General features: G+C 71.2%; 22 protein-coding genes. 12 read left to right on the top strand and 10 right to left on the bottom strand.

The window, feature by feature from the left end; translation table 11 throughout:
* Positions 1 to 79: 79 nt before the first annotated feature.
* Positions 80 to 1,000, top strand: a complete 921-nt coding sequence (locus FLV34_RS15195) for a trans-aconitate 2-methyltransferase (protein ID WP_147943399.1) — start codon at positions 80 to 82, stop codon at positions 998 to 1,000.
* A gap of 62 nt (positions 1,001 to 1,062) precedes the next feature.
* On the opposite strand, the gene FLV34_RS15190 is transcribed toward FLV34_RS15195, so the two are convergent.
* The gene (locus FLV34_RS15190) at positions 1,063 to 1,947 is read right to left on the bottom strand and encodes a LysR family transcriptional regulator (RefSeq protein ID WP_147943398.1); all 885 of its coding nucleotides are present in this window, start codon (positions 1,945 to 1,947) and stop codon (positions 1,063 to 1,065) included.
* 97 nt (positions 1,948 to 2,044) lie between these two features.
* Here FLV34_RS15190 and FLV34_RS15185 point away from each other — a divergent pair, with 97 nt between their 5' ends.
* From FLV34_RS15185 to FLV34_RS15165, 5 genes are all read left to right on the top strand, one after another.
* A complete protein-coding gene (locus FLV34_RS15185; RefSeq protein ID WP_142649913.1) occupies positions 2,045 to 2,911 on the top strand; it encodes a 4-hydroxy-tetrahydrodipicolinate synthase in 867 nt (288 codons plus the stop codon).
* 65 nt (positions 2,912 to 2,976) lie between these two features.
* Entirely contained in the window at positions 2,977 to 3,462 is a 486-nt protein-coding gene (locus FLV34_RS15180) for a MarR family winged helix-turn-helix transcriptional regulator (RefSeq protein ID WP_147943397.1), read from the top strand.
* 76 nt (positions 3,463 to 3,538) lie between these two features.
* Entirely contained in the window at positions 3,539 to 4,969 is a 1,431-nt protein-coding gene (locus tag FLV34_RS15175; protein WP_222709518.1) for an MFS transporter, read from the top strand.
* Between the two features lie 291 nt (positions 4,970 to 5,260).
* Positions 5,261 to 5,545 (top strand): hypothetical protein, encoded by a 285-nt coding sequence (locus FLV34_RS15170; protein ID WP_142649910.1) that lies wholly within the window; start codon positions 5,261 to 5,263, stop codon positions 5,543 to 5,545.
* A 113-nt stretch (positions 5,546 to 5,658) separates the two neighbouring features.
* Positions 5,659 to 6,024: a ClpX C4-type zinc finger protein gene (locus tag FLV34_RS15165; RefSeq protein ID WP_142649909.1), complete on the top strand. Its 366-nt coding sequence runs from the start codon at positions 5,659 to 5,661 to the stop codon at positions 6,022 to 6,024.
* 327 nt (positions 6,025 to 6,351) lie between these two features.
* Here the strand turns inward: FLV34_RS15165 and FLV34_RS15160 are convergent, their stop codons facing one another.
* On the bottom strand, positions 6,352 to 6,786 hold the full coding sequence (locus tag FLV34_RS15160; RefSeq protein ID WP_142649908.1) for an ester cyclase: 435 nt from the start codon (positions 6,784 to 6,786) through the stop codon (positions 6,352 to 6,354).
* 171 nt (positions 6,787 to 6,957) lie between these two features.
* Between FLV34_RS15160 and FLV34_RS15155 the strand changes: the two genes are divergently transcribed.
* Entirely contained in the window at positions 6,958 to 7,932 is a 975-nt protein-coding gene (locus FLV34_RS15155) for a GlxA family transcriptional regulator (protein ID WP_142649907.1), read from the top strand.
* On the top strand, positions 7,929 to 8,552 hold the full coding sequence (locus FLV34_RS15150; protein ID WP_142649906.1) for a DJ-1/PfpI family protein: 624 nt from the start codon (positions 7,929 to 7,931) through the stop codon (positions 8,550 to 8,552). Before FLV34_RS15155 ends, FLV34_RS15150 begins: the two co-directional genes overlap by 4 nt.
* A gap of 254 nt (positions 8,553 to 8,806) precedes the next feature.
* On the opposite strand, the gene FLV34_RS15145 is transcribed toward FLV34_RS15150, so the two are convergent.
* From FLV34_RS15145 to FLV34_RS15120, 7 genes are all read right to left on the bottom strand, one after another.
* The gene (locus tag FLV34_RS15145) at positions 8,807 to 10,213 is read right to left on the bottom strand and encodes an NtaA/DmoA family FMN-dependent monooxygenase (protein ID WP_142649905.1); all 1,407 of its coding nucleotides are present in this window, start codon (positions 10,211 to 10,213) and stop codon (positions 8,807 to 8,809) included.
* Between the two features lie 11 nt (positions 10,214 to 10,224).
* Positions 10,225 to 11,322: an LLM class flavin-dependent oxidoreductase gene (locus FLV34_RS15140; protein WP_147943396.1), complete on the bottom strand. Its 1,098-nt coding sequence runs from the start codon at positions 11,320 to 11,322 to the stop codon at positions 10,225 to 10,227.
* A gap of 150 nt (positions 11,323 to 11,472) precedes the next feature.
* Positions 11,473 to 12,525, bottom strand: a complete 1,053-nt coding sequence (locus tag FLV34_RS15135; protein WP_147943395.1) for an LLM class flavin-dependent oxidoreductase — start codon at positions 12,523 to 12,525, stop codon at positions 11,473 to 11,475.
* A gap of 96 nt (positions 12,526 to 12,621) precedes the next feature.
* The gene (locus tag FLV34_RS40455; protein ID WP_187280644.1) at positions 12,622 to 12,762 is read right to left on the bottom strand and encodes a hypothetical protein; all 141 of its coding nucleotides are present in this window, start codon (positions 12,760 to 12,762) and stop codon (positions 12,622 to 12,624) included.
* A 239-nt stretch (positions 12,763 to 13,001) separates the two neighbouring features.
* Positions 13,002 to 13,481, bottom strand: coding sequence for a GntR family transcriptional regulator (locus tag FLV34_RS15130; RefSeq protein ID WP_147943394.1), 480 nt, complete (start codon positions 13,479 to 13,481; stop codon positions 13,002 to 13,004).
* Positions 13,482 to 13,575: 94 nt separating this feature from the next.
* On the bottom strand, positions 13,576 to 14,253 hold the full coding sequence (locus FLV34_RS15125) for a RadC family protein (protein WP_142649901.1): 678 nt from the start codon (positions 14,251 to 14,253) through the stop codon (positions 13,576 to 13,578).
* Between the two features lie 52 nt (positions 14,254 to 14,305).
* Positions 14,306 to 15,043 (bottom strand): GntR family transcriptional regulator, encoded by a 738-nt coding sequence (locus tag FLV34_RS15120; RefSeq protein WP_142649900.1) that lies wholly within the window; start codon positions 15,041 to 15,043, stop codon positions 14,306 to 14,308.
* Between the two features lie 221 nt (positions 15,044 to 15,264).
* Between FLV34_RS15120 and FLV34_RS15115 the strand changes: the two genes are divergently transcribed.
* The 4 genes from FLV34_RS15115 (at position 15,265) to FLV34_RS15100 (ending at position 19,194) form a co-directional block, all read left to right on the top strand.
* The gene (locus FLV34_RS15115) at positions 15,265 to 15,477 is read left to right on the top strand and encodes a hypothetical protein (protein WP_240971803.1); all 213 of its coding nucleotides are present in this window, start codon (positions 15,265 to 15,267) and stop codon (positions 15,475 to 15,477) included.
* A gap of 473 nt (positions 15,478 to 15,950) precedes the next feature.
* Entirely contained in the window at positions 15,951 to 16,865 is a 915-nt protein-coding gene (gene dapA / locus FLV34_RS15110; protein ID WP_142649899.1) for a 4-hydroxy-tetrahydrodipicolinate synthase, read from the top strand.
* A 95-nt stretch (positions 16,866 to 16,960) separates the two neighbouring features.
* A complete protein-coding gene (locus tag FLV34_RS15105) occupies positions 16,961 to 18,646 on the top strand; it encodes a ribonuclease J (protein WP_142649898.1) in 1,686 nt (561 codons plus the stop codon).
* Positions 18,647 to 18,696: 50 nt separating this feature from the next.
* Positions 18,697 to 19,194, top strand: a complete 498-nt coding sequence (locus FLV34_RS15100) for a DUF402 domain-containing protein (protein ID WP_147943393.1) — start codon at positions 18,697 to 18,699, stop codon at positions 19,192 to 19,194.
* A 232-nt stretch (positions 19,195 to 19,426) separates the two neighbouring features.
* On the opposite strand, the gene FLV34_RS15095 is transcribed toward FLV34_RS15100, so the two are convergent.
* Positions 19,427 to 20,986 (bottom strand): DHA2 family efflux MFS transporter permease subunit, encoded by a 1,560-nt coding sequence (locus FLV34_RS15095; protein WP_147943392.1) that lies wholly within the window; start codon positions 20,984 to 20,986, stop codon positions 19,427 to 19,429.
* Positions 20,987 to 21,000: the final 14 nt, after the last annotated feature.

Below are 21,000 nucleotides of genomic sequence, written 5' to 3'. Positions count from 1 at the left end.
GGGCAGCACACCGAGCCACCTTGTTGCGTTTCTCGCAAGGAGTCATGCCGTAGGCGCATGGGCTGCTTACGGTGATGTCATGACCCCAGCGCACGAGCACACCCCGCACCACGGCGGCTCGCACGGCCGCCACCAGGAGCACGACGACAGCGGCCAGGCGGAGATCCTCGACCTCGACGCCGAGGTCCTCGCCGAGCACATCGCATCCATCACCGCCTGGCTGCCGCTGAAGGTCGAGCCGCGCCAGGTCGTGGACCTGGGCTGCGGCACCGGCGCGGGCACCTTCGCGCTCCTCGAAGGCTTCCCAGAGGCGCACGTCACCGCGGTCGACGCCTCCGTCGGTCACCTGCGGCTCCTGCGTGAGAAGGCATGCGCCCGCGGCGTCTCGGACCGGGTGCGCACCGTGCAGGCCGACCTCGACACCAGCCGCTGGCCCGACCTCGGCACACCGGACCTGGTGTGGGCCTCCGCGTCCATGCATCACATGGCCCATCCCGACCGCGCACTGCGGAGCGTCTACGAACTTCTAGCGCCGGGCGGGCTGTTCGCCGTCGTGGAGCTGGACGGCCTCCCCCGCTTCCTGCCCGCCGACGCCCCCGAAGGCCGGCCGGGGCTCGAGGACCGCGTCCACAGAGCGACCGACGGCTTCCACGCTGAACACGTCCCGCATCGCGGCGCCGACTGGGGGCCGATGCTGGCCGCCGCCGGCTTCACCGTCGAGGCCGAGCGCACCATCACCGTCGACATCGAGGGCGACATCGAGGGCGACATCGAGGGCGACATCGAGGGCGACATCGAGAGCGACCGCGGCGAGGCCATCGGCCGCTACGCCCACCGCAGCCTGCAACGCCTCCGCGGCGCCGCCGCGCCCGCACTCGGCCCTGAGGACCTCGCCGCCCTCGACGAACTCCTGGACACCGACAGCCCGCACAGCATCCTGCGCCGCGACGACCTCGCCGTACGCACCGAGCGCACCGTCTGGGCCGCCCGCCGCACCTGACCCTGGGCTCCCCGGTCGCCTGCCGGGCGGCAAGCGCGCCCAACCTTTCGGAACCACTCGTCCTAGCGGACGGCGGAACGCAGGGCCGCGATCAGCGCGACGACGGCGGGATGGCCGCCGGCGCCCCGGCGGAAGGCCACGCGGGTGCGGCGGCGCATCGACAGCGCGGTCAGCGTGACGCCGTCGGGCGGGTCGGCGGCGCCCAGCTCCGGCACGAGCGCCACGCCCTGCCCGACGGCGACCATCGCCAGGACCGTGGCGAAGTCGTCGATGTGGTGGCGTACGCGTGGGGAGAAGCCGGCCGCCTGGCAGGCGCGCACGGTCATCGTGTGGCAGAGGGTGCCCGGCGTCGAGACGATCCACGGCGCGTCTCGGCAGGTGAGGAGCGTGGCCGCGTCCCCCTCCCCGCCGGCGGGGCGGACGGTGGCCAGATACATCGGTTCGTCGAGAAGGGGGACGGCGTCCAGGGCGAGATCGGGCTCGGCCGGGACGAAGTCGTACTCATGGACCAGCGCCACGTCGAGCTCGCCGGCGCGCAGGCGCGGCGCGACCTCGGCCGGGTCCACCTCGTCCACCATCGGGTCGAGGCCCGGATGGCTGCGGGCGAGCGCCGCCAGGGCCGAGGGGAGGATGGCGCGGGTCGCAGTGGGAAAGGCGCCGATCCGCACGGTCCCGGATAAGTCCCCCTTGGCCGCGGCGAGCTCCGCCGCCGCCTGCTCCAGCCGTTCGAGCACGGCCTCCGCGTGCCGTACGAGTGTCACCCCGGCGGGGGTGAGCGCGACCCGGCGTCCGGTGCGTTCCAGCAGGGCGACCCCCGCCTCGCGCTCCAGCGCGGCGAGCTGCTGGGAGACGGCCGAGGGAGTGAACGTCAGCGCCTCGGCCACCGCGGCGATCGTGCCCCGGTAGGCGAGCTCGCGGAGCAGGCGCAGCCTGCGGACGTCGAGCATCAGCGCGGGAAGTGGACGTCGAGCATCGGCTCAGCTTAACGGTTTCGACAGAAAGGCGAACTGGACCTACATGCTCTGCCGCCGGAAGGATCGCGGCATGACTCTTTCCGGCATCCATGTCCCGCTGATCACCCCGTTCGCCGAGAACGGCGAGATCGCCTTCGACGCGCTCGAAGACCTGGCCCGCGGCGTGCTTGACGACGGTGCGTCCGGGCTCGTCGCGCTCGGCACCACCGCGGAGGTCGCCACGCTGACCGAGCAGGAGCGGCGCGCGGTCATCGAGCTGTGCGGCCGGGTCTGCCGTGAGCGGGGCGCCACGCTCACCGTCGGCGCTGGCTCGGCCGACACGCGGAGCACGGCCGAGGCGCTGCGCGCGCTCAAGGGGGAGGCCGACGCGGCGCTGGTGACGGTTCCCGCGTTCGTCCGCCCATCCGAGGCCGGTGTGCTCGCCCACTTCGCCGCGCTGGCCGAGCAGACCCCGGTGCCGCTGGTCGTCTACAACATCCCCTATCGCACCGGGCAGACGGTGGGCGCGGCCACGCTGCGGCGGCTGGGCGAGCTGCCCATGGTGGCCGGGGTGAAGCACGCCGTCGGCGGCGTCGACCTCGACACGGTCGCCCTGCTCGCCGACCCGCCGGAGGACTTCGCGGTGCTCGCCGGGGACGACCCGTTCCTGTCCGCGCTGCTCGCCCTGGGCGCCTCCGGTGGCATCCTCGCCTCCGCCCACCTGCGCACCGGTGAGTTCGCCGCGCTCTTCCAGGCGTGGCGGGCCGGGGACGTCGAGCACGCCCGCGCCCTCGGGCACCGGCTGTCGCTCATGTCGGCGGCCATGTTCGCCGAGCCCAACCCCACCGTGCTGAAGGGCGTCCTGCACGCCCAGGGCCGCATTCCCACCGCCGCCGTACGGCTCCCGCTCGTCCCGGCGAGCGCGACGTCCGTCGAGGCGGCCCTACGGACGGTGTGACCCGGTGTGACGTGGTGTGACCTTTGCGGATAATCCGCAAGCGGACGAATTGGTAGCCTGGACGCATGACCGCCATGGCGCCCTCACGTGACGAGCCCGACCTGTCCTTCCTGCTCGACCACACCAGCCACGTGCTGCGAACGCGGATGGCGGCGGCCCTCGCCGAGATCGGCCTGACGGCGCGCATGCACTGCGTGCTCGTCCACGCGCTGCAGGAGGAGCGTACGCAGATCCAGCTCGCCGAGCTGGGCGACATGGACAAGACCACGATGGTGGTCACCCTCGACGCCCTGGAGCAGGCCGGTCTCGCCGAGCGCCGGCCGTCCAGCACCGACCGGCGGGCCCGGATCGTCGCGGTCACGGAGAAGGGGGCGCAGGTGGCCAAGCGGAGCCAGGAGATCGTCGACAGGGTCCACCGGGACGCCCTCGCGTCGCTGCCCGAGGAGGAGGCGGAGGTGCTCGTGCGCGCGCTCAACCGGCTGGTCACGGGGCACCTGGCGACCGCGGTGGAGGCGCCGCAACCGGTGAGGCGGGCGCGCCAGCGCGGGTGACCGGTCCGTTAGGGATCGTCTACAACAAAACTATCTGCTACGGTTCTTTCTGTTCCTCATGAACAGGAGGCGACCCATGTCGCGGATATCCCGATCCCGTCTGCTCGTGCTGGGCGTGCTGTCCGCCACGATGCTGATGACGGTGCTCGACGGCAGCATCGTTACCGTGGCCATGCCCGCCATCCAGCGGGACCTCGGCTTCGCGCCCGCCGAGCTGAGCTGGACCGTCAACGCCTACCTCATCGCGTTCGGCGGACTGCTCCTGCTGGCCGGTCGGCTGGGCGACCTGATCGGCCGCCGGACCATGTTCCTGGCGGGCAACGCCGTCTTCGCCGCCGCGTCCCTGCTCGCCGGAGCCGCCGGCAGCCCGGGGATGCTGATCGGCGCCCGCTTCCTCCAGGGCGTCGGCAGCGCCATGGCCTCGGCGGTCGTGCTCGGCATCCTGGTGACGACGTTCACGGACGCGGGGGAGCGGGCGAAGGCCATCGGCGTCTTCAGCTTCACCGGCGCCGCCGGGGCGTCGCTGGGCGCGGTGCTCGGCGGAGTCCTCACCGACGCGCTGGGCTGGAACTACATCTTCCTGATCAACGTGCCGATCGGCGTGGTCACGATCGTGCTGGCGCTCCGGGCGCTGCCGGCCGACCGGGGGCTCGGCCTGGCGGCCGGCGCGGACGCCCTGGGCGCCCTGCTGGTCACGGCCGGTCTCATGCTGGGCATCTACGCCGTGGTCCAGATCGAGCGGTATGGCCCGCGCTCCCTGTGGTTCGGCGTGATGGCGCTCGTGCTGCTGGCCGCGTTCCTCGTCCGGCAGGCCACCGCCCGCACCCCGCTCATGCCGCTGCGGATCCTCCGCTCACGCGCCGTCGCCGGGGCCAACCTCGTGCAGGTGCTGACCGTGGGCGCGATGTTCGCCTTCCAGGTCATCGTCGCGCTGTTCCTGCAGCATGTGCTCCGCTATGACGCGTTCGGCACCGGGCTGGCCATGCTTCCGGCGGCGGTGTCCATCGCGGGGGTGTCGCTGTTCGCGTCCCCTCGCCTGAGCACCCGCTTCGGCGCGCGTGCCGTACTGCTGGGCGGCCTGGTGCTGCTGATCGGTGCGATGGCCTGGCTCGCCCGCGTCCCTGTCGACGCGCATTACGTGACCGATCTGCTTCCCGTTATGGTGCTCATCATGGGCGCCGGGCTGGTGCTTCCGGCGCTGCCCGCGCTCGGCATGTCCGACGCCCGCCCCGACGACGCGGGCCTGGTCTCGGGGTTCTTCAACACGACCCAGCAGGTCGGCATGGCCGCCGGCGTCGCCCTGCTGTCCACGCTCGCCGCCTCCCGTACGGACGGGCTGCTGGCGGGCGGGGCGAGCGAGGCGGTCGCGCTGACCGGCGGCTACCGGCTGGCCTTCACGGTCTCCCTCGCCCTGCTGGTCGGCGCCTTCGTGGTCGCGTACGTGGTCCTGCGGCGGCCCGGGGCGGACGTGGAGCAGGCGGCGGAGCTCCAGCCCGAGGGAGTCTGAGGACCGCCCCGCCCCCGGGGCGCTGTGGCTCCGACACCGTGGCTCCAACACTGTGTGGTCAGACACTGTGGCTCCAACGCTGTGGCTTTGAAGCTGAGACTCCAAAGTTGTGACTCCAGCCAATGGGCGTCCGGCTGTCACCGGCCGGAGGTGGTGCGGCGTCCTCTCACGTGCGACCAGTGTTCCCGGAGGCAACGATGGGCGTCCCCTCGCAGGCCATGCGCGCGCCCTGGGCGCGGGTGACCACCCGCGCCCGCCTCCGGCACTGGTTCGCCCGGCCGGTGAGTGACGGTGACCGCGCCCCCGTGCGACCGGCTTCCGTACGGCGGCGCCTTCGTCGCCGGTCCGTCCCCCGACCACGGAGCCATGGTGGATTCCCAGACCGTTCTCGTCCTCGCCGGGGCCTTCTTCGGCGTCTGGCTCGTCTTCGATTACATACGCAACTACCTGTCGAAATGCCCCAAGTGCAAGGGAAGCGGCACGCTCAAGGCCACCTGGTGGTCGGGGCGCTACCGGCCCTGCCCGCGCTGCGGCCGTAAGGGAGAGGTCTCGCACGCCTTCGGCCCCAAGAGCTGAGCCGGCGGCGCGGCCGCTTTCCGGGTGATCGGTTGTCAGGCTGATCCTGACGGTGTAGCTTTTGGCCGTGCACGTCAGGAACAACCTGACAGCTCACCCCCCTTGGAGGCGTCGTGCCTGCTCCTTCCCTGGCGGACCAGGACATCCGCTGCTCGTTCTGTTCCAAGCCGAAGACCGCCGTAGCCAAGGTGATCGCCGGTGCCGGCGTCTACATCTGCAACGAGTGCGTCGGGCTCTGCGCCGAGATCCTGGCGGCCCAGTCCATCGAGGCTCCGGAGATCCCGTACACCGAGAGCATGACCGACGAGCAGATCCTGGAGTTCCTTCCGCGGATCGCCGAGGTCGGCGCGCAGGTCGAGGACAACCTGAAGGTCTGGGTCCAGCGGGCGCGCGACCGGGGCGTCACCTGGGCCAGGATCGGGGCCGCGCTCGGCATGACCCGGCAGTCCGCCTGGGGCCGGTTCTCCGGCGAGGAATGACGCTCGCTCGGCCGGATTGTCGGTGCGGCCCGCCACGATGTCCCGCATGACGACGATCGATCCCCTGGCGCCGTTCCAGTGGCTCAACGGGTCTCGGTGCGGAGGCGGCGGACCGCTGGCGAGATTTTCAGCGCGGCCTTCTTTCGCGGGCTCGACCGCGCGGAGGTGGTGCGCCGCTTCAGCCCCGGCCGTGGCTCGGGCAAGGAGACGGTCGTTCGCGGTGAGATCAGCGGCGTGAGTGAGGCGTGAGGTCGTATCCGGGCGCGGTGACCGACTGCGACCGGCCGTCGTGGTCGCTTTCCGGTGCGGCTGTCGTTCCGCCGGGGCTCAGGATTCCGGCGGCGATTCGAGGTCGATGCCGAGCTGGGAGTAGAGCTCCAGCTGGTCGTAGTAATCGCGATCGGTGACGATCTTGCCGTTCTCGACCGCGCAGGCGCAGCTGCCCCGCACCGTTATGCGACGGCCCGTCGCGGCCGCCACCCGGCCGCCCGGCAGCAGGAGCGCGCCCATGTGCGTGCCGGTCATCGTGTACTCGGTGAAGGCGGGGTCATCGCAGGGGGCCTTGTACCAGGCGGTGTAGTAGATGTCGGGGAAGACCTTGCAGAGGTCCTCGTAGGCCCAGGCGATCTGCTCATGGCCCTCCGCGATGCCCGCCGGGCTGATGTACACGGCGTCGGGCGCGTAACAGTCCAGCACGTCATAGAGGTCGTGACTGTTGATCGCGGCGAAGAGCCTGTCTTTGAGTTCTCGAGCGCTCGGCATCGTCCCGGCCACCTCCTCGGCGCCTGCTTCCGACGGCGCCGCAAAGCGTGGTTCAAATCTAACGCCATTGGTATTCAGGTGCCCGACCTGGGATGATGCTTTTGGTTATGGCGTGATGTGCAATGTTCATGTCGTTGACGCCATCAAGTCCTGGTCGCGAGCATTGAGGGCATGCAGCGACGCGTGGTCATCGTGATCTTCGATGGCTTTCAGATGTTCGACCTCGCCGGGCCGGCCGACGTCTTCTCCACGGCGAACCTGATCGTGCCGGAGGCCGGCTATCGGCTTGAGGTGACGGCCGTGCGCGCCGGGGCCATACCGGCTCAGAACGGGATCGCGACCCTCGCGGAGACCCCGCTGGCCGAGGTCGCGGGGCCGATCGACACGCTGCTGGTCGTGGGCGGGCTGTCGATGCCGGAACACCTGCGGGATCGTGAACTGGTCGCGGGCATCACACGGCTGGCGGCCGGGGCCCGGCGCGTCGCCTCCGTCTGCAACGGGAGCTTCCTGCTCGCGGAGGCCGGGCTGCTCGACGGCAGGCGCGCGACCACCCACTGGCTGGTCGCGGGCGAGCTGGCCGACCGCTACCCGGACGTCGAGGTGGACGCCGATCCCATCTACATCCGCGACGGGAACGTCTGGACCTCGGCCGGGGTCAGCTCGGGAGTGGACCTCGCCCTGGCGCTCGTGGTCGACGACCACGGCCACACGATCGCCCGGAACGTCGCCCGCGGACTCGTGGTGTATCTGCACCGGCCGGGCGGGCAGAGCCAGTTCAGCGCCCCGATGCGGGCCGCCGTCCCGCGTGCCGAGCCGCTGCGCGAGATCCAGGCGTTCATCGACGCCAACCCGGCCGAGGACCTGAGCGTGCCCGCGCTCGCCCGGCGGGCCGGGATGAGCGAGCGGCACTTCTCCCGCGTCTTCACCGAGCAGACCGGGGTCTCACCCGGCAGGTACGTCGAACGCAGCAGGGCCGACGCCGCCCGGCGGCTGCTGGAGACCACCGCGCATCCCCTGGACCGGGTGGCCAGGGAGTCGGGGCTCGGCGTCCCCGAGACCCTCTATCGGGTCTTCCGCCGTCATTGGCGCGTCTCACCCGGCGACTACCGCCGCCGGTTCCGGTCGAAGGAAAGCAGCAGATCATGAACATCGCGATTCCGCTCTATCCCCGGTTCACCGCGCTCGACGCCGTCGGGCCGTACACGGTGCTCGCGTTCGCGCCGGGCTGCACGGTCACGTTCGTCGCGGCCGAGCCCGGGCCGGTGCTCGACGACCGGGGCAGCCTGAGCCTCGCGGCCACCGCGTCGTACGGCGACCTGCCCGCGCCGGACGTGGTCGTCGTGCCGGGAGGGCCGGGGACGATCGAGGCGCTGTCCGACACGGAGTTGCTGAGCTGGATCGCACGGGCCCACGAGGGCACCCGGTGGACGACCTCGGTGTGCAGCGGCTCGTTCCTGCTGGGCGCGGCGGGGCTGCTGAAGGGCCGCAGGGCGACGACCCACTGGGGATGGCTCGACCAGCTCGCCGGGTTCGGCGCCGAGCCGGTCGGCGAGCGCGTGGTCATCGACGGCAAGATCGTGACGGCGGCGGGGGTGTCCGCCGGCATCGACATGGCCCTGAGCCTGCTGGCCGCGACGCACGACGAGGAGACGGCGCAGACCGTGCAACTCGCGATCGAGTACGACCCGCGGCCGCCCTACTCGGCAGGCAGCCCGAAGACCGCCCCGGCCGGCCTGAGCGACAAGGCGCTGGCCCTGATCGGCTGAGCCGTTCGTGCCGTCGAGCGTGTCGACCGGCACGGGCCTCGCGCCGCCCCCGCGGCTCCTCCGGGAGATTGTTCCGCATCGACCCCAGGCAACCGGTGAGGCCGCCGGGTGAACGAGGGTGATACCACCGGGCGCCTCTGGGGCGGTCCGGTGCGCGACCCTCAGGAGCGTACCGCTCGGTCATGACCCGCGGGAGCGCCTCGTCGAGACCGCCGCGTGAGGTGGTCGCCCACCTCGCGCGGCAGCCGGCCGCGCTACGTCACAGGGCCCGCCGCGTCCGGCCCTCCGGACACCGCGGGCAGGTCGAGGTGCTCGCGCAACGTCGTCCCGGTGTACTCGGTGCGGTAGGCGCCCCTGTCCTGCAACTCCGGAATCAGCTTGTTCACGATGTCCTCCAGAGAGGAGGGGAGCAGGTGCGGGCTGATGTTGAACCCGTCCACCGCACGCGTACGGACGTATCGCACCCATTCGTCGGCGACTTGCGACGCGGTGCCGACGAAGGCGCGCTCGCGCGGCGTGACCCGGCGGACGAGCTGCAGGATCGACAGGTTCTCCGCCGCGGCCTGCTCCCGCCACCGGGCGATGGTGGCGAGCTTGCCGGTGCGCCGCTCGATGGGGAGCGTGCCGCGAGAGGGGTCCAGCTCGGCCGCGCTCGGCTCGATGTCGGGCAGCGGGCCGTGCGGATCGTAGGCCGACAGGTCGGTGTTCCAGTACTGCTCCAGGAACGCGATCGCCCGGGGTGGCGAGACCTGCTCCGCGAACACCCACTCGGCGCGCTCTCTCGCCTCTTCCGGAGTGTCGCCGATGATCACCGAGGCGCCGGGCAGGATGCGCAGCGAGTCCGGCGAGCGGCCGTGACGGGCCAGCCGGGCCCGCAGATCGGCGGCGTAGGCGACGGCCTTGTCATAGTCGGTGTTGGCCGAGAACACCACGTCGGCATGACGGGCCGCCAGCTCGCGGCCGCCGTCGGAGTCGCCCGCCTGGAACAGCACCGGCCGTCCCTGGGGGCTGGCCGGAACGGTGGCGCGGGCGCGCAGCCGTACCAGGTCGGTGTCGCGTCCGACCTCGCGGATCGCGCCGGGCCGTGCCCAGGACGCCTCCTCTCCTGACTCGGCGATCGCGTCCGGCGCCCAGGACGCCCACAGCTCCTTGGCCGCCTCCACGAACTGCGTGGCCCGCTCGTAACGGCGCTCATGGGCAAGCCAGCCGCCGTGGCGGAAGTTCGCGCCCGTCCAGGCGTTGTCGGTGGTGACGATGTTCCAGCCGGCCCGTCCGCCGGACAGGAAGTCCAGGCTCGCCAGGCGGCGGGCCAGGTCGGCGGGGAAGTTGTAGGTCGTGTTCTGCGTGGCGACCAGGCCGATCCGCTCGGTCACCGCGGCGAGGGCGGAGAGCTGGGTGATCGCGTCGGGGCGGCCGGCCACGTCCAGGTCGTGCACACGTCCGCGGTTCTCCCGTACGCGGAGCCCCTCGCCGAGGAAGAACGCGTCGAACAGCCCGCGCTCCAGGAGCTGCGCGACGTGGACGAAGGTCTCGATCGCGGTGTGGGATGCGGCGTGCGGATCCGTCCAGATGAGCTGGGGGCCGACCCCGGGATAGAACACGCCGAGGTGCACCTGGGCGTGCGGGTCGTAGGGGGCGCCGGTCGGGCTGGGGGAGGTCATGGGGCGTCCCTTCAGACGGTCGCGCTCGCGACGGCGGCGAAGCGGTTGGCGGGATGGGGCAGGCCCAGCGTCGTACGGAGCGTGGCCCCGGGCACGGGCGGTGCGTGCAGGCCCGCCGCGGCGAGCGCGGGCAGCACGTCCGCGGCGAGCACCGGCAGGTCGGCGGCGAGGACGGCGGGGTGCAGGCGAACCCCGTCGACGGCCGGGGGGAGCGAACGCAGCAGTGCCACGAGCCCGCCGGCCGGTCCGGTGTAACGCAGGCGTCCCGAGTCCGGCCACGGCGTCGCCGCGTCCAGGACGGCGAGCCTCCGCGCCGCCGGTTCGGCGGCGTCGAGCACGACCTCGATCTCGGCGAACGCGAGCGCCGCGCCCGCGTCCTTGGCCTGCCGTGCCCGGCGGGCGAGCGCGTCGGGATCGGTCTCGCTCACGAGCACCACGTCGGCCAGGGCGTCGAGTTCCAGGGCGGCCGGGGCGAGCACGACGACCTGGCCCTGCGGCGGGCGCGGTGTGATGAGAGGTCCCGAGATGGTGAAGTTCGTCCCGATGTAGTTGACGTGATGGACGCGGCCGGAGTCGAGGTAGCGGCCGGTGGCCACGTCCTTGATCACCGCGTCGTCCTCCCAGGAGTCCCACAGCAGGCGGGCCACCTCGATGACGTCGGCCGCCTCACGCCGCGCGTCCTCGCCGGTGAGCGCCCGCGCCCCGATGGTGGCGAAGGCGTCGTCGCCGTCGGCCGCGCCGACCACCCAGGCCGCCCGGCCCCGGCTGGCGTGGTCCAGGCTCGCCAGCTGCGTGGCCAGGTGGAACGGCTCCGTCGTGGTCGTGTGCAGCGTGGGGGCGAGCCCGATGCCGCTGGTCAGAAGGGCGGCGAACGCGGCCCGGGTGCCCGCCTCCAGGCGCCCGGCGTCGTCCGGCGCGGGGCCGGCCGGGAGCGGGGAGTCGGCGAAGGTGGCGAGCGTGAAGCCGGCCGCCTCCGCCTCGGTGACGACCCGCCGCAGCGCCGCGGCCGTCAGCGTGTGCGCGGGTGGGCGGCCACTGTGGCGCCAGGAGGCCGGATGGGCGCCGTCTCCGTCCAGATCGACGGCGAGCGACAGGCGACGATCGGTCATGGTGGGCTCGTCCTCTTCTCTCCGTGCGGGTGTTCCTCCGCGGCGTTGCCGTCCAGCAATTAGCTGGTTATTTGGTAGGAATAGTCTGGAAGACGGATATGTTCCCGCACAAGGCGATCTTTTTCTGAGGACGCGTTCTGAGGGGCCCGGTCAGCCCGCGACCGGGGGCGCTGCCCCGTCCGGCCCTGTCGCGGGTCGCCAGCCGAGTTCGGGCCCCAGCCTCGTGGCGATGTCGGTGAGGATCTGCACGTAGTCCTCGTGGCCGAAGGTGAACGGCAGCGCGAACGCGACCTCGTCGATCTCCCGGAAGGCGGCGTGCGCGTACAGCCGCTCGGCGATTTCCGCCGAGCTGCCGACGAGATCGGGCGCGAACATCATGCGGGCAGGTCCCTGCGGTGCGGCGGTGCGGGGCGTGCGCTCGGCGGCGTACTCCTCGTACTTGGCCCGCTGCTCCGGCGTCGCCGTGTCGGTGGGGATGACGACCAGCCCCTGGGAGACGCGGGCCTTCTGCCCGTCGGGGTGGCGGTCGCGGAACTCCCGAATGTGGGAGAGCTGGATCTCGGCGAAGTCCTCCGACTCCTCCGCCTTGACGACGCTGCTGGTCAGGAAGTTCATGCCGTGTTCGCCCGCCCATCGGGCCGAGCGGAGGCTGGCGCCGCCGTACCACATGCGATCGCCCAGCCCCGGCGAGTGCGGCTGGACCCGGTCGGAGAAGACCTCGAACCCCTCGGTGCCGCTGAAATCGGTGACCGGCTCGCCGCGTACGAAGGACAGCAACCGGCGCACCCGCTCGTAACTGAAGTCCTCCAGGTCGGCGGTCCCGGGGTGGAGCGCGTCCTTGACCTGGTCGTAGTGCATCGGGGGCCCGACGCTGACGCCCGGGTTGAGCCGGCCCCCGGACAGGATGTCCACCGTGGCAAGGTCTTCGGCGAGCCGTAGTGGGTTCTCCCAGCCGAGGGGGGTGACCGCCGTCCCCAGCTCGATGCGGGTGGTGCGCTGGGAGGCCGCCGCCAGGATGGCGACCGGGGAGGAGATGCCGTACTGCAGATGGCGGTGCCGCACCCAGGCGCTGTCGAAACCGAGCCGCTCGCCCAGCTCGATGATCCGCAGCGTCGACTCGTGTCCCGGGCGCGGGTCGTCCCCGTCGAACAGTCCGATGGTCAGAAAACCCAGCTTGCGCAGTGGTTGTGTGGGCACCGGCATGATGACCTTCCTCCTCTTTGTCCAAAGCCAACCAGGAATGAGGGGAAATAATTGCCGGGGCCCGGCGGCTCCGCAACACTCGACGTCCTCGCTGGTCTACGACCGGCCGGCCGGTGCGCCGAACGGCCCGGCGTCGTCCGCGCGGCGCCGCCTGATGACGGTCTCGACCACGATCAGGTTGACGACCCAGCCCAGCGTCTGCCCGACCGGGATCATCGAGTTCGCGAGCTCTCCCATCGCTTCGGCCCCGCGGAAGGGGCCTGCACCAGCAGGAGCAGGGGAACGAGGACGCGCGCGGTGACGGCGAGGAACGCCGAGGAGATAGGCCCGGCCGAGCGCCCGGTGGACTCGCCTGCGAGCCCGCACCTTGGGCATGAACTGCAGGGAGCCGAGCACGAGCGCCACCGCGCCACGGAAGCCTTCACGCAGACAGCGAGGCGGCGTCGGGTTGGTCAGGCGGCGCTCGGGTGGTGCGATCAGTCCTTCGGCCAGTTGTCTGGGGAAGACACATAAGTGCCGCGATGGGGAACGGTGAACACCCATCCCTGCTTGCGAAGGAAGTCCACGGCGTTGCGAGCGGTGGCCTTGGCGACGCCGTACTGCTTCATCGGCGCCTTCTCCGGCGGAATGCGCCGATTCGGCACGAGGTCTCCGTTGCGGATCTGTTCCAGGATCTCGGCCGCTATGCGCTGGTAGACAGGCGTCCGTTCGGCTGACCGTGGAGTGCCCGGCTGTCCGACGAACGTTCCTTCGCCTTGGACGGTGTAGACGAGGCCCTGCTCGCGAAGCTCCCGGGTGACGCGTCGTGCCGTGAGGCGGGCGATGCCGTATTCGGCTTCCATCTCGGTCTCGCTCGGGACGGCGTCGCCCGGCTCGAGCTCGCCGTGATCGATCTGCTCTCGGATGATCTCGGCGATCTGTTTGTAGATCGGCACCGGACCGTCGCGATCAATCATGAAGGAATGATAGACGAAACCGGACGTCTACCTACAAAGCAGACAACCACCGGCTAGATGTATAGGAGTAGTAGACCGCTATAGCTAATATGGTCTACGCGTCGTCGACCTGGCCGTCAGACGCGATCCGGCGCCAGGCGGTGTCGGTGACGATCACGTGGTCGAGGAAGCGGAGGCCGACGGTGTCGGCGGCCTCGTGGAGGCGGGCCGTGACCTCGACGTCGGCGGGGCTGGGGTCGAGCGATCCGCTCGGGTGGTTGTGGGCGAGGCCGAAGGCGGCACCGCCGGAGAGGAGGACGGTCGTGACGATGTCGCGGACGGGCGCGGGAGTGTGGTCGCTGCCGCCCTCGGTGACAACGGTCCGGCGGAGCACGGCGCCGCGGCCGTCGCACACGATCACGACGAGCCGCTCGCGCGGCTGTCCGTGCAGCAGGGGAGCGGCAGCCGAAGCGATGTCGGCCGAGCAGGTGATCCGGCTTCGCTCCGGCTCCGCCTGGGCCCGCCGTACGAGATGGAACGCGGCCGCCACACGGGCGGCCTTGGCGGGGCCCACACCTGGGACGGCGAGCAGCCGGTGGGCCTCGGAACGGGCAAGCTCCCCGAGGTCGCCACAGTGGGCGATGAGCTGGGAGGCGAGTTCGACGGCGCTCACGCCCCTGCTGCCCGAGCCGAGCAGCAGGGCGAGCAACTCCCTGTCGGCGAGCGCGGCGGCTCCCGACGTCAGCAGCCGCTCACGCGGCTGGTCGGCCAGGGGCATGTCCTTGACGCGCATCGGCACCTCCGGATGGGGGATCCGGATTGGTTGTACCAGTGGGCACCGACAGTCAGAGGGGGCTGGGAATGCCGTAGACCAGCCGGAACCTGTCGCCGGGCACCACGGCGTCGCTGGTCTCGACCGGGCGCTCCCCGGTCCAGTACGTACGCTCGATCTGGAGCACCTGGACGCCGGCGGGCAGTTCGAGCAGGTCGCTCTCGGTCGGCTGGGGGACACGGATGAGCACGCTCTCGCTGATCTCCGTGACAGGCAGGCCGCTCGCCGCGAGCCGGAAGGCCGCGCTCCTGCGTTCGTACGTGCCCTCTTCGGGCGCCTGGCTCTGGCCGGGCTCGATCGGCTCGTACGAGGTGAGCAACTGCACCGGGCGGCCGTCCCCGCGGAAGATGTAGCGGGTTCTGATCACCGGGCTGCATTCCCCGATGCGGAGCCGGCGGGCGATGTCGGGAGGAGCGTCGGTGAGCTCGCTGCGCCAGCTCCAGCTGGGTTGTCGGCCGCCCGCCTGCATGTCGCTCGCGAAGGCGGCGTGCGGTTCGGGATAGCGGCTGCGGTGGAGCGGGAGCAGGATCGGTTTCTCCCGCACCCGGTGGCCGGAGCCCACCCGGCCGATGATGAGGCCCTCCTGGGCGAGCACGCGCAGCGCGTGGCGGGCGGCCGTTTCTCCGACGCTGTATTTCCGGGTGATCTGGTGCCGCGAGGGGATCGGTGCGCCCGGGGGGAGCGTGCCGTCGACGATCTGGCGGCGAATGTCCTCGACTACGCGCAGGTAGACCGGATCAGAGTTTGCCATCAATCCATCCCTGAGGGGGTGACGGGTCCTCCAAATCTTGGCGTATTCGCCGGGCGACCGAGAGTGACGGGGATGGCCTGTGACTCCAACTTTACCTGGTGAAAGGGCTGCTAATGGGTGATTGTGCCGCTAAGCGGCCAGGTGCTGATATTCCCCTTCCACCGCCCTATCACGGTATCCATGCCAGCCCTCCACGGGACGGGCACAAGCGGATCAAATGGATGCAGCCCACCAACCGCAGCGATCGCGTACGGGTGCGCCGACACACGTGCGAGTGCAAGCCGACGATCTATGAGCTGTGCGCGGCGGGCGGCCTGTTGTTCATCCGGCGGACGACCCGGGGCAAGAACCCGGAGGTCCGCGAGACCGAGCGGCTCGTGGCCGCGCGCATGGAGGAGCTGTGGGTGCGGCTCCTCGCAGGCGAGGTCCACTGACGTGGTCGCGGCTTCCGCCGCGGCCCGCCGCCCGCCCCGAAGGGGCTCGAAGGCCAGCGCAAACCCGTAAGGGCACGCGAAGGCTCGCGCGAAAACCGTGCAGGCCGGCGGAGGCTCCGCCAACCTGTGGAGGCCCGCGCGGGTTCGCGAAAACCCGTGAAGGCCCGCGGGCTCGCGAAAGACCCCCGAGGCCCCCCAGGAGACCCCTCGAAGACCGCTCGAAGACCCCGAAGATCCCCTAAGAACCCCCGGAGGTGCAGAAGCCGCTGTTCGCGGCCTTCCGGAAAATTCTCGCCAGCGGCGTGTAACGTCCGCGTAAGACGCGGCGATTTTCGGTTAGAGGTCGCTGATGTGTGTACCCCCGAGCACATATCGGCGGCCTCTTCCGCTGTCAGCGCCGCTCACGGGGCGGTACTGGACATAACGGGGTGGCGAGGTCCATCACTCCTGCGGATCCGGGTACCGTTCGGTCTATGGCATCGCCTACTGGAACCTCCGACGCCCCCTTCGGCCGCACGCTGACCGCCATGGTCACACCGTTCACCTCTGACGGCGCCGTCGACTATGAGGGCGTCCAGCGGCTCGCCGCCTATCTCGTGGACGAGCAGCGCAACGACGGCCTGGTCGTCAGTGGCACGACAGGGGAGTCCCCCACCACCTCCGACGAGGAGAAGGACCGAATCCTGCGCGCGGTCGTCGAGGCCGTCGGCGACCGGGCCACCGTCGTGGCCGGTGCCGGCACCAACGACACGCGGCACAGCGTCGAGCTGGCCAGGGCCGCCGAGCGCGCCGGTGCGCACGGTCTCCTGGTGGTGACCCCCTACTACAACAAACCGCCGCAGGAGGGTCTGCTCCGGCACTTCACGGCCGTCGCCGACGCGACCGGCCTGCCGGTGATGCTGTACGACATCCCGGGCCGAGCCGGGGTGCCCATCACGATCGAGACCCTGTTCCGGCTGGCCGAGCACCCGCGCATCGCCGCCGTCAAGGACGCCAAGGGCGACCTGTTCACGGGCTCGCAGGTGATGGCCTCCACCGATCTCGTCTTCTACTCCGGCGACGACCTGCTGAACCTGCCGTGGCTTTCCGTCGGCGCGGCCGGGTACGTCAGCGTGGTGGGCCACGTGGTGGGCGCCGAGCTGGCCGCGATGGTCGACTCCTACCGGTCCGGTGATGTCGAGAACGCTTTGGCCGTCCACCGTCAGCTCCTTCCGGTGGTCTCGGCGATCATGACCCGCACCCAGGGGGCGATCATGGTCAAGGCGGCGTTGAAGCTGGTGGGCCAGGACGCGGGATACGTCCGGCCGCCGCTCGTGGACGCCACGGAGGAGCAGACGACAGCGCTTCGGGAGGACCTCATCACGGGGGGCCTCAAGCTTGTGGATTAGATCAACAGATGGAGCCGAATGAGCGACTTGATCAGAAGGAACGACGATAGGGAACTGCGCGCGCACGGCGAGCGGCCCGGGGCGGAGGGCGCGGAATGAGTCATCCGCATCCCGAACTCGGTCCGCCTCCGGCGCTGCCGGAAAACGGCCTGCGCATCGTGGCGCTGGGCGGCCTCGGTGAGATCGGCCGCAACATGGCGGTGTTCGAGTATGACGGCCGCCTGCTCGTGGTGGACTGCGGTGTGCTGTTCCCCGAGCCCGACCAGCCGGGCGTCGATCTCATCCTGCCCGACTTCGACTACATACGGGGGCGGCTCGACGACATCGAGGCGCTCGTGCTCACGCACGCCCACGAGGACCACATCGGCGCGGTGCCCTACCTGCTGCGCGAGCGGCGCGACATCCCGATCGTCGGTTCGCGGCTGACGCTCGGGCTCATCGAGAGCAAGCTGACCGAGCACCGGATGCAGCCGGTCAAGGTCGAGGTGGCCGAGGGCGAGCGGCGCACGTTCGGGCCGTTCGAGTGCGAGTTCGTCTCGGTCAACCACTCGATCCCCGACGCGCTGGCCGTGGCGATCCGCACCCCTGCGGGCCTCGTCCTCCACACCGGCGACTTCAAGATGGACCAGCTTCCGCTGGACGGGCGGCTGACCGACCTCGGGGCGTTCGCCCGGCTCGGGGCCGAGGGCGTCGACCTGCTGATGTCCGACTCCACCAACTCCGAGGTGCCGGGCTTCGTCACCAGCGAGCGGGAGATCGCGCCGGTCATCGACGACGTCTTCCGCAGCGCGACCAAGCGGATCATCGTTGCGAGCTTCGCCTCGCACATCCACCGCGTGCAGCAGATCATGGACGCGGCCGAGAAGCACGGCCGCAAGGTCGCGCTCATCGGCAGGTCGATGGTGCGCAACATGGGCGTGGCGCGCGAGCTGGGCTACCTGAAGGTGCCCGGTGGCCTGCTCGTGGACTCCCGGGAGATCGAGGAGTGGCCGCCGGAGGACGTGGTGCTGATCTGCACCGGCTCCCAGGGCGAGCCGATGGCCGCGCTGTCACGCATGGCCAACCGCGACCACCCGATCAGGATCGCCGAGGGCGACACCGTCCTGCTCGCCTCGTCGCTCGTGCCGGGCAACGAGACGGCGGTCAGCAAGGTCATCAACGGCCTCAACCGGTGGGGCGCTCGGGTGGTCCACAAGGGCAACGCGCGGGTGCACGTCTCCGGGCACGCCGCCGCGGGCGAGCTGCTGTACGTGCTCAACCTCACCAAGCCGTCCAACTTCATGCCCGTACACGGGGAGTGGCGGCACCTGCGGGCGCACGCCAGGCTCGCCGAGCTGACCGGCGTCCCCCGGGAGAACATCGTGATCGCCGAGGACGGCGTGGTCGTCGACCTCGTCGACGGCCAGGCGAGGATCACCGGCGCGGTTCCGTGCGGGTACGTCTTCGTGGACGGCACCTCGGTGGGCGACATCACGGACGTGGCGCTCAAGGACCGGCGGATCCTGGGCGACGAGGGGTTCATCTCCATCGTCGTCGTGGTCGACTCCACCACGGGGAAGCTCACCGGGGGCCCGGAGATCACCGCGCGCGGCTCGGGCATCGACCCCGACGCGTTCGACGCGGTCATCCCGCAGATCGAGGTCGCGCTGCAGGAGGTCGCCGCGTCCGGAGTGGCCGACGAGCTGCAGATCCGCCGGACCATCAGGCGTACGGTGGGGCGCTGGGTGAGCGACACCTACCGCCGCCGCCCGATGATCATCCCGGTGGTCGTCGAGGTCTGACGGGTTTATCCCGTTGTACTCGGAGACGGGCGTGGCGTAGCGTCCCGCCCGTGTCCGAGGTGAGGATCGTCTACCGCAAGTACGGCGGGGCGCTGCACTGGCACCAGTACGCGCGGGGGCTGGGCGAGGACGAGCACGGCGTCTGGACCGGATGTCCCCCGGGCACCGTCGGCCGGCGGGGAAACGAGCCGCCGGTGGTCTGGGAGGACGCCTTCGTGATGCTGTTCCCTGGGAACGCGTGGTGGACGGCCACGTTCAACTCCCCGTCGAACCGGTGCGCCATCTACTGCGACGTCACCACCGTGCCCGTCCGCGGCGACGGCCGGATCACGATGGCCGACCTCGATCTCGACGTGCTCCGGATGCGCGACGGCCGGGTGATCCTGGACGACGAGGACGAGTTCGCCGTCCACCAGGTGCGGTACGGCTACCCGGAGGAGGTCGTCCGCCAGGCGGAGCGGTCGGCCGCCTGGCTGATGGAGGCGGTGGCCGCGCGGACCGGCCCCTTCGGCGGCGCCCACCACCGCTGGCTGTCCCTCGTGAGATAGGGACCACGCCCGCCTTGATGTAGGCACCATGCAGGACCGAGGCCATGGGAAACCCTCTGTGGCTCATGACCACGCCCGCTTTGATGCAGGCACCATGCCCCATGCCTCGGCGGGCAGTGCCTCGCCGGACCACGCCTCAGTGGGCCACGCCTCAGTGGGCCGGGCCTCAGTGGGCCGGGTCTCGGCGGGGGCGCCCCCGGTGTGCGGGGACGCCCCGGGCGTGTGGCCCGCATCAGTGGGCCGTGACCGCGCCCTCGGCGGGCTGCCCGCCGGTCTCCTCGTCCTCGGTCTCGGGGATCACCTTGGGCACGCCGCGCAGTGCGAACGGCACGGCGACCGCGAGCACGAGCAGGATGGCCGCGCCGGTCAGCACGGTGACGTGGATGCCTTCGACGAACGCCTGGCGGGCGGCCCGGGCGACGGCCCCCGCGGCGTCGCCCGGGAGCGTGGCTGCGACCTTCAGCGCGCCCGCGAGCGTGTCGCGTGCCTCGGCCGCGGGCCCGCCGGGCAGGCCGGGCGGAAGCGCCAGGCCGTTCCGGTAGGCGCTGGTCAGCACGGTGCCGAGCACGGCGATGCCGAGCGCGCCGCCCATCTCGTGCGCCGTCTCCGAGATCGCGCTCGCCGCGCCGGCCCGTTCCTTGGGCACCGAGGCGAGCAGCGTGTCGCCGGTCACCGCGAACGTGAAACCCATCCCGACGCCCTGGATGATCATGGCGACCAGCATGTAGAGATAGGGCGTCTCCGTGTCGATCCGGCTGAACAGGATGAACCCGGTCGCGGTCAGCACCAGCCCGAGGCTGACGACCGGCCCGCGGCCCCACCGGTGCACGAGCACACCGGACAGCGCGCCGCCGAGGCCCCCGGCGAGGCCGCCCGGCAACCCGGCGAGCCCCGCGGTCAACGGCGACCAGCCCATGACGAGCTGGAAATACTGCGCGAAGACCACCGACATGGCGAGCATCGCGAAGACCGCGACCAGTTCGGCGCCGACCGTGGCCGCGAACGCCCGCCGCCGGAACAGCGCCACGTCGATCAGCGGCTCGGCCAGCCGGGTCTGCCTGCGGACGAAGACGACCAGCGCGGCGACCGCGACCACCGCCGCGACGATCACGGGGGCCTGCGCGACGCCGCCGGTCGTGGCCTCCTTCATCGCGTAGATCAGGCCGAGCACGCCTGCGGCGGACAGCGGAACGCTGACGAGGTCGAGCCGTCCGGGCCGGGGGTTGCGCGACTCGGGCAGCACGACGAACCCGGCGGCCATGACGGCCACGACGACGGGCACGTTGATCAGGAAGACCGAGCCCCACCAGAAGTGGTCGAGCAGCAGGCCGCCGACGACGGGCCCGAGGGCGAACCCGATCGCGCCCACGCTGCTCCAGATGCCGACCGCGGTGGTCCGCTCCTTCGGGTCGGAGAACACGTTGCGGATCAGCGACAGCGTCGAGGGCATGATCGTCGCGCCGGCCACGCCGAGGAGCGCCCGAGCGGCGATCAGCAGCGGGGCGTTCGGCGCGAACGCCGTGAGCACCGAGGTCGCGCCGAAGGCGGCCAGGCCGGTGAGCAGCAGGCGTTTGCGCCCGATCCGGTCGCCGACGTTGCCCATGGTCACGAGCAGCGCGGCCAGCGCGAAGCCGTAGATGTCGGCGATCCACAGCAACTGGGTGGCCGAGGGCGCCAGGTCCTCGCCGAGCTTCGGCAGGGCGAGGTGCAACACGGTGAGATCGAGGGACAGCAGGAGCATGGCCAGGCAGGCGACGACCAGCGTGCCCCATTTGCGAGAGGTGCCGTTCATGGCCGTCAGCGTGC

The sequence above is a fragment of the Microbispora sp. CSR-4 genome (assembly GCF_008033685.1).
In the GTDB taxonomy this organism is placed as follows: domain Bacteria; phylum Actinomycetota; class Actinomycetes; order Streptosporangiales; family Streptosporangiaceae; genus Microbispora.
Note: the sequence above shows the minus strand (reverse complement) of the source record. Positions and strands in the feature narration are given on the sequence as shown.